The sequence below is a fragment of the Rhizobium sp. P2_G2 genome (assembly GCF_056403555.1).
Genome location: NZ_JBFUFF010000170.1, coordinates 1 through 8,778, shown reverse-complemented (window position 1 = coordinate 8,778; position 8,778 = coordinate 1). Strand labels below are relative to the sequence as shown.

Here is an 8,778-nt window from a genome sequence, read left to right as displayed (position 1 = left end):
AAAAGGGCGTCAAGGTCTCCAATGCCCAGATGGCAAGCCTCAATATCATAGGCGACCCGTTCCATCCGGAGTGGAACTACACTATCACACCAAGAAACATGTAGCGCTTATTGTCCGAACCGTCCTTAGCATCAAAAGGGAATTACAACCTGCTGTTATCGCTCAACTACTCTTAGATCGGGCTCTTACAGGTTGTTTCCGTTCCGACAAAAGTCAGACGGTCATGAATAAACACCGCCATCCATGGGTTTCATCATTGGAAACATTGCGAAGCGGGAGACGATAGCTGCCCTGCCGCCGGCGGGCATCGCCATGATCGTCATCCTGCGCGGCGTCTTCGGCCTGATCTAACCCACCGGGCTCATATGGCTGGCCTCCACCGAACGGTGGATGACGGTTCTGATGCCCTGATCTAACGTCGCGCCGGGGCTTGGCGAAAGGATGCATGATGGACGATCCGATACTCGTATCTGGACGCAATCATTCAGGCGCGAAGCATATATTCCCTCAATCTTAGATAGACGATTTATCCATTGTTGGCTTGACCCAGCGACCCTCGATGTTGAGTACCGTTTCCGTTGAAGGAACCAAAATCATGTCCTCGTATGCAACAGCAAGCGATGTAACCCTGGTCAACAACTACACCGCGAACGGTCAATACTCTCCCGCCACCACAGCGCTGGCCGATGGCGGCTGGATGGTAACCTGGTGGGGCGAAGGGACGGGTGATAGTCCTGATGGCATCCTCCAGCAGCGCTATGCAGCGGATGGCGACAAGCTGGGGCCTGAAACCCTGGTCAACAGTTACACCACCAATGGTCAATACGCTCCCGCAACCACGGCGCTAGCTGATGGTGGTTGGGTGGTCACCTGGGAAGGCGAAGGAACGGGCGACAGCTATGGCATCTACCAGCAGCGCTATTCGGCGGATGGCGACACTGTGGGGGTGTCTCAAAACCCGGTCAACAGCTACGGCGGGGGTGCTCAATACTCTCCCACAACCACGGCGCTTGCCGATGGCGGCTGGGTGGTGACTTGGTGGGGCGAAGGAACGGGAGATAGCGTCGGCATCTACCAGCAGCGCTATGCGGCCAATGGTGATACTATGGGGGCGCCTCAAAACCCGGTCAACAGCTATGGCGGGGGTACTCAAGGTATTCCAACAACCACGGCGCTTGCCGATGGCGGCTGGGTGGTCGCCTGGTTTGGCGAAGGGACGGGAGACAGCTACGGCATCTTCCAGCAGCACTATGCGGCCAATGGTGACACGATGGGGGTGTCTCAAGCCCCGGTTAACAGCTACGGCGGAGGTAATCAGTCCGCCCCCAAAATCACGGCGCTTGCCGATGGCGGCTGGGTGGTCACCTGGTGGGGCGAAGGAACGGGAGACAGCACCGGCATCTTCCAGCAGCGCTATGCTGCGGATGGCGACACCGTGGAGGGGGCTCAAACCCCGGTCAACAGCTACACCGCGGACGGTCAATACAATCCAGCAACCACGGCGCTTGCCGATGGCGGCTGGGTGGTCACCTGGGAAGGTTACGGGCCGGGTGATAGCGACTACGGCATCTTCCAGCAGCGCTATGCGGCGGATGGCGACACGGTGGGGACTGAAACCCTGGTCAACAGCTACACCGCGAATGGTCAAAAAAACTCCTCGGTAACGGCGCTTGCCGATGGTGGCTGGGTGGTGACCTGGGACGGCGAAGGGACGGGAGACAGCGACGGCATCTTTCAGCGGCATTTCGCACCCGACATTGATGGCTCGAACCATGCCGACACACTCACCGGCACAGGCTGGGGCGAATATCTGATCGGCTATGGCGGCAATGACCGGCTCGACGGCGGAGGCGGCAACGATGTGCTGGCCGGCGGCTTCGGCAATGACACCTATATCGTCAATTCTGCAGGCGATCAGGTTCAGGAATTGGCTGCCCAGGGCACGGACACTGTGCTCGCCTCAATCAGCTACACACTCACAGGATCGGTGGAAAACCTGACGCTATCCGGCAAGGCAGCACTCAATGGCACCGGCAATGCGCTTGCCAATCACATCACCGGCAATGTGGGCGCCAACACGCTCAGTGGTCTTGCCGGTGCTGATATCCTCACGGGCGGCAGGGGCAATGACACGCTTTATGGCGGAGCCGATGCAGACCATTTCGTCTTCAAGGCGGGCGACGGCGCCGACACGATCAAGGATTTCGACGCCAAGGATTCGGATCACGATGTCATCGATCTCAGTTCTGTTTCCGGGCTTACGGATTTCACCGACCTCAAGGCCCATCACATGGAACAGGCCGGTTCTTCCGTGGTGATCGACTTTACCGCCCATGATTCCATCACGCTGGAGGGCGTCAAGATCAAGGAATTGGTGGCGGCCGATTTCCTGCTTTGATCGCGGGGCAAGCTGGATACGCGAACATTTTATCAGTGACAGCCGAAGAGAGAAAATTACATGTGGAAATTTCCCCAAAGCCAGACGTTTACAAACGGCGACCAGATAGAACTCGGTGCAGGCGAAAACATCTGGGTAAGCAAATATGTCTTGTTAGCACACGAGGCCGCCGATGCGATTTCTGCAGATACAGCGAACCATACCGTGCTTATTGACGGCGCTGTCGCGTCCAATGGGACCGCAATTGCCATGTTAGGTTACTTTTCAAGCGGCAATGTAGTTTCGATTTCGGAGACCGGAATTGTAAGGGGTGCCGTCGGAGTTTACCAAGGCGGGATAAATTCTGAAACATCAATGATGGACAGATTATCGGTTCCGACGATGGAGTCGACCTTCTTGGTTTGGGTTCTTCAAGCGTATCGCATATTGAAAACTCGGGTTCGATAAGCGGCGGATACAATGGCGTTTTCAACGAACCCGATTTTGACACTGTTCAAAGCGTTATTCTGGAAAACTCAGGCACAATCACGGGGGGCGAAAAATCCTTTGCAGAAGGCAATGGCAGCGAGAGTGTTATAAATACAGGGAAAATGATCGGCGACATAAAATTCGACGCTGAATCAGATTTCTACGACGGTCGCAAGGGCTACATAGACGGGATTATCGATGGTGGCGCAGACGCTGACACGATCTTTGGCGGCAAGGAAGCAAACACAATTTATGGAGGAACCGGCAGTGACAGTATCTACGGCGGCGGCGGTGCGGATGAACTGACGGGCGGCGCCGACAACGACATATTTCTATTCGGGTCGGTGAAGGATTCGACAGTCGCATTGAAAGGCCAAGATACCATCACGGACTTTACCCACGGCGTGGACCTCCTGGAGATTCAGTCTATCGATTTCAATTCGAAGACGAAGGGGCTGCAACATCCTACTTTGATTGGATCTAAGCATTTCAGTCATACAGCAGGAGAGTTGAGGTTCGACCATACAGCCACAGATACTTACATCTATGCAGATATTGACGGAAACGCAAAAGCTGACTTTGAGATCCACCTAGATGGCGTCATAAATCTAGACGCCAATGATTTCTTTTTTTGAGATAAGCACACACCGGAGCGGTGAGTGTTTCACGGGCTTGGCATGCTAACCGCCCGCGCCAGTATCGCCTGGCCGCGATTTTGGAGCACTTGGAGCCATTCGAACGCGCAGGATCCATCGGGGGCCATTAGGAGAAGTCTGCAGCCAGTTGAAGCCCCGCTATCCACCATTTGGTGGATGCCAAAACAGATAGATTCGGTGATGATGGAAATTCGATCTGGTGAAGGCCAAGAGGGATCAAATGGCATCCGTTGTCATCTCTATTTCAGTTTGGAAAACTCCAGCTCACTACGCTTCAGTCATTGAGAGCTAGTTTACGCATGAATAAATGGCCGGAAGGGTCCTGAACCTTTCCCAATATATCCTGAATCTACAGAGGGTTTTCTATGGCTGATATTCCGGGAAACTTTACGACAACCGTTTCACTAAACATCGGTGACGAGTTGTTCAATAAGGTCGAGAAGGCAGGCGACAGCGATTGGATCAAGATCGACCTCGTGGCCGGGAAAACCTATTCATTCAATCTCGTCGCGGCTGCTTCCAATGGCGACGCGTCTTTCAATCCGCTGCTGTCGCTTTACAGTTCCGATGGCACGCTGATTGATTCCAACGACGACGTTGGCAAGGGCCTGATTGTCAATCCGCTGATCGGGAGCGACGATTTCGCCACCAACTCGTATTTGCATTTTACCGCCACGACGACGGGAACCTACTACCTCGCCGCGGCAGGCTCAGGCACTTCTATCGGCAATTATTTGCTGTCGGCCTACGCCGAAGACATTCCGAACAACCTGACGACGCCCGCGACCCTTGAAGTAGGCGGTTCGGTGACCGGTCAAGCAGATCCTGCGGCGAACGGCGCGAACCATGACGACGACTATTATTCGGTGAAGACCGTCGTCGGGCAATACTATACCGTCACGGTTTCCGGCAGCGGCGACGACCCGCTAAGTTCGACCTATGTCAAAGCGCTGACGAGCAGTGGCGCGGTCATCCAGGAAGCCGGCGACTGGGGAGTTGGCATAAGCCGGATCACCTTCAAGGCGCTCGATACCACGGCTCTGCTCAGCGTCGGAGAAGACATTGCCGGTTCAACTGGCCAATACACCGTCCAAATCGACAAGGCGTCGCCGCTCGATACGATCGAGTGGAATATCGTTTCGCCGAAAGACGTGAAGGTCTTTTTCGTCGGCGACGGTGCTGTCACAGGGCCACAGGGCGAGAGTTTCACCGCGCTGGGTTGGACCCAGGCCGAGATCGCTTCGGCGATGCAGGCCTATGGCAAGTATAGCGATGTCGCAGACGTCCATTTCACACAGGTCACGGACCCTTCCGAGGCCAATTTCTTCATGTTCAAGAGGCCTACGACGCCTTCTAACGGCGAGCTCGCCCATTGGGACATGGGCGGCGGCACCGCCGTCATCGATGGCAAGAGCTATACGATCGACGGATCGGGGGTGTTCGATGCCAGCGCGGCGGAATGGGGCAATCTGCAGGAGGGCGGCGACGGCTTCACGACGCTGCTTCACGAGATCGGCCATGGAATGGGTCTGGCGCATCCGTTCGACAATACTGGCGGCTCCGCCGTTTTGCCGGGTGTCATAGACCCCTTTGGCCAAATGGGCGACTACAGCCTGAACCAGAACGTCTATTCTATCATGGCGTACAACCGAGGCTTTGCTCAGGCCTATGGTGCAGTGAATGATCCGATCGACTACGGCGGCGCTGCTGGGCCGATGGCGCTCGACATCGCCGCAATCCAGCGCATGTACGGCGCCAATCCAAATCATAACGGCGGCAATGACACCTATGTCCTGCCAACCGCCAACGCGGTGGGTACCTTTTTTCAGGCAATTTGGGATACGGGCGGCAAGGACACGATCGTCCAGAATGGTTCGGATGCGGCCGTCATCGACCTCCGTCCCGCATCGCTGCAATACGATTCCATCGCCGGCGGCGGCATTTCCTATGTCGCGGGCATCCGTGGCGGATTCACGGTCGCCAACGGCGTCGAGATCGAGAATGCCGCAGGCGGTGCGGGCAATGACCACATCGTCGGCAGCGACAGCGTCAACACGCTGCACGGCAATGGCGGTACCGATTTTCTCGCCGGCCTTGGCGGCAATGACAAGGTTTACGGCGATGACGGCACCGATACGCTCTATGGCGACGGCATCCCGTCCATCGCCTCGGGTGTTGGTACGGGGATGGGCGCGGTCACAAAAGCCGCAGGCGCGGGCAACAACGATTATGGCACTGCGCTCGACATCACCGGTGATTTCGCGCTGACCGAGAATGCCAATATAGAGAATTCCACGACCGACCCACATGTCACCATCTCCGGCACTGCCGACAGCGGTGCGCGCGACTGGTACAAGCTGACCGTGGCCGCAGGATCGACAATCACGCTCGACGTAGACGGCATGTCTGGTGGCTCCAACGATAGCAACGTGCGGATATATGGCGCCGATCCGACCAGTTATCTGAGCCAATTCAATGACGGCTCCGTTTTGGATGGAGCAGGTGGTTCCGTGTCGTCAAAAGACAGCTTCGGCAGCTACACGACGGTCAGCGGCGGAACCTACTATATTCGCGTGAGCGATTGGATCAACGCAACCATGTCGGCCGGCACGACCTACACGTTGCAGGTCTCTGTATCCCCCGAGGCCGGCGGGATCGATGCCGGTGCCGGCAATGATACGCTCGATGGCGGTGGCGGTGCCGACAGCATGGTCGGCGGCGGCGGCAATGATACGTATATTGTCGACGATCCCGGCGACGTGGTCACCGAAGTCGCGGGCGGCGGCAAGGATACGGTCAAGAGCAGTATCGACTATACCCTCACCGACCAGGTCGAGAACCTGGTTTTGACCGGATCGGACGGCATCGGCGGCGCCGGCAATGGGCTGGACAACCGCATCACCGGCAATGCCGGCGCCAACAAGATTGAGGGCATGGACGGCAACGACAGCCTGACCGGCGGCGGGGGCACAGACCAGCTCTATGGCGAAAGCGGATCGGACACGTTCGTGTTCGACACCGGCGATAGCGGCAAGAGCCATGGTTCGGTCGATACGATCTTCGACTTCACCAAGAGCGACCATATCGACCTGACCGGCTGGGATGCCAATTCGAAGAAAGGCGGCGCGCAGGCTTTCGGCTTCATCGGTGCCGATGCCTTCAGCGGCCATGCCGGCGAACTTCATTATGTGAAGGGAAAATCCGACACCTGGATCGAGGGCGACACCAACGGCGACAAGAAAGCGGATTTCGTCATCCATCTCGATGATGCCTTGGCAATGAGGGCTGCATACTTCGATCTTTGAAATCTCTTGATCCATGGCCGTCGAGCGCTACAACTGCGTCATCGAGGTGCCCCCATGGAACCGATCAAGCTGTTGCATGACCGAATTCTAGAAAATGAAATCGTGAACGTCGATATCGGCTTTCACCGTATTCAAGATGACGAGCGAGTCGTTGCCGGCCTTGATGACGACGTCCTCTCCATGGCGAACAAGATCAGCTTTCACGTCATCGAAGTTCTTGACGGCTTTCCAGGCGGAAATGCCGATCTTGTCTATGCCGTTGACGAAATCGGCGATCGTATCGGTGCCGTAGCCGCTTGAGAAAACGAATGTGTCGCTGCCTTTGCCGCCGGCCAGAATGTCAGTCCCCAGGCCGCCATCGAGCAGATCCCTGCCATCGGCGCCGGAGATATTGTCTGCGCCGCTGCCTCCATAAAGTTCGTCACTGCCTCCCCTGCCGGCGATGATATCATCGCCGGAATGGCCGACCACGGTATCGGCGTTCTTGCTGGCGATGATGCCGTCATCGCCGGCGCTGCCGTTATACGTCCAGGCCTGGCTGTCGATAAAATTCTGAAGCCCGGTCGCCCCGGCATTGAGAATGTTATCGAAAACCGCAAGCGTCTGCATGCTCATGCCGGTGATTTCGACAACCGGATAGCCGTCGCTGCTGACGATGCGCAGGCCGGTGACCGTGCCCGTATAGCTCGAAATATACTCGCCGTCTTCGTAATGACCGGAAAAGCCGGTGCCGATCAATTCCAGATGCGTACCGATGACTCCAAAGGTTCCGTATCCCCAGGTGAAACTCGTGTCGCTTCCCCCAAACACATATTGGCCCGATCTCTGAGCGATCCCAGCGAAAAGTGCTTGCGGATCGCCAGGCGCATATTGGTTCCAAGTCGGCATCGGTTTTCTCCGTGATGAAGCAGCGCACTGCGACCAGAAGGACGATAGGATGAAGGTCAGCCTTGGTTCGAAGGAGAGCCGCCGCCTATACCTTCCGCGTGTGGGGCAGCCCTTCCAAAACTCAACTCACAGATGGAATGTGGTTGGTATTGCTGGGGACCAACGAGGAAGGCCGGAGGCAAAGACCAGTTTCGTGCCATTCGGCAAAAAGGACGGCTTGCCAAAACTCGTCCGTCTGCGGTCGAAGAGACGAGTGTGGTCGTTTCCATCTCGCGTCCTGTTGCTGAACTACACCGTCACCATAATCGAGGGTAGTCGCAGCGTCGTCCACCGTTCGGATGAGATCTGGTGCTTTTAAGGAGCCGGATCCGTGTCGAAAGATCGATGGGAGATCACTGCCCTGCTGCCTAGAACGTCAGGGACAGCGAACCGGCAAGCTTAATGAGATCGACCTGGCGTTTGCATCCGGTTTTCTCGAACACGCGCAGGAGATGGGTTTTGATGGTGCTGAGTGCCAGACCCAGGCGATCTGCGATTCGCGCCGGAGGCTCCCCAGCCGCGATCATTTCGAAAATCCGGGATTCGGCCGGAGTGAAGCCATAGAGCAAGGCAATTGCGTCGGTTGGCATCCAGGCTGCCGCCGCCGGCGCGATGAAAAGCGCCGCAGTCGGGTGCAATGCAAGGTTCTGATATGCGATCTCGCGCCGGAGCGGCATGACGTGGACCACCGCGGGCGTGCCGTCTTTCCGCATTGCCGGAATACCTACGCCGCGCGTTCCGGCGGTGGAGTCGCCAGCCGCAGCCTTGCGCACCGCGTCATCCAAAGCCGTGGTGGCGGCTTCGAGCGGAAGGGCAAGCCGACCAGCGTTCAGATAGAGTGGGTCCCTTGCCGCCAGCATCGTGTGGGCGGCGGCATTGGCGTGAATCAAGGCGTTGTTGTGATCGACAAAGGCTATTCCGACGGTAAAGTTTTCCAGTACCGACGCAAATGTCGCGGCTTCGATGGTCTTCAACTCCAGAACTTTGCTGATATTGACGGCGCGCCGTAGATGAGGCGCAAGGA

The 8,778-nt window shown here is 56.9% G+C and carries 6 protein-coding genes; 4 read left to right on the top strand and 2 right to left on the bottom strand.

Annotated features, from left to right (window positions below; all coding sequences use genetic code 11):
• Positions 1 to 595 precede the first annotated feature (595 nt).
• The 4 genes from AC1D06_RS40560 (at position 596) to AC1D06_RS40545 (ending at position 6,827) form a co-directional block, all read left to right on the top strand.
• The gene (locus AC1D06_RS40560; RefSeq protein ID WP_477991118.1) at positions 596 to 2,398 is read left to right on the top strand and encodes a calcium-binding protein; all 1,803 of its coding nucleotides are present in this window, start codon (positions 596 to 598) and stop codon (positions 2,396 to 2,398) included.
• 60 nt (positions 2,399 to 2,458) lie between these two features.
• Entirely contained in the window at positions 2,459 to 2,845 is a 387-nt protein-coding gene (locus AC1D06_RS40555) for a hypothetical protein (protein ID WP_477991117.1), read from the top strand.
• Entirely contained in the window at positions 2,800 to 3,501 is a 702-nt protein-coding gene (locus AC1D06_RS40550; RefSeq protein ID WP_477991116.1) for a calcium-binding protein, read from the top strand. The genes AC1D06_RS40555 and AC1D06_RS40550 overlap by 46 nt, the downstream gene beginning before the upstream one ends.
• A 386-nt stretch (positions 3,502 to 3,887) precedes the next feature.
• On the top strand, positions 3,888 to 6,827 hold the full coding sequence (locus tag AC1D06_RS40545; RefSeq protein WP_477991115.1) for a M10 family metallopeptidase C-terminal domain-containing protein: 2,940 nt from the start codon (positions 3,888 to 3,890) through the stop codon (positions 6,825 to 6,827).
• An 87-nt stretch (positions 6,828 to 6,914) separates the two neighbouring features.
• Here AC1D06_RS40545 and AC1D06_RS40540 read toward each other — a convergent pair whose 3' ends face one another.
• Both AC1D06_RS40540 and AC1D06_RS40535 read right to left on the bottom strand, forming a co-directional pair.
• Positions 6,915 to 7,715: a calcium-binding protein gene (locus tag AC1D06_RS40540; protein ID WP_477991114.1), complete on the bottom strand. Its 801-nt coding sequence runs from the start codon at positions 7,713 to 7,715 to the stop codon at positions 6,915 to 6,917.
• Between the two features lie 407 nt (positions 7,716 to 8,122).
• Positions 8,123 to 8,778: helix-turn-helix transcriptional regulator (locus AC1D06_RS40535; protein WP_477991113.1), on the bottom strand; the 656-nt coding region annotated here is incomplete at its 5' end.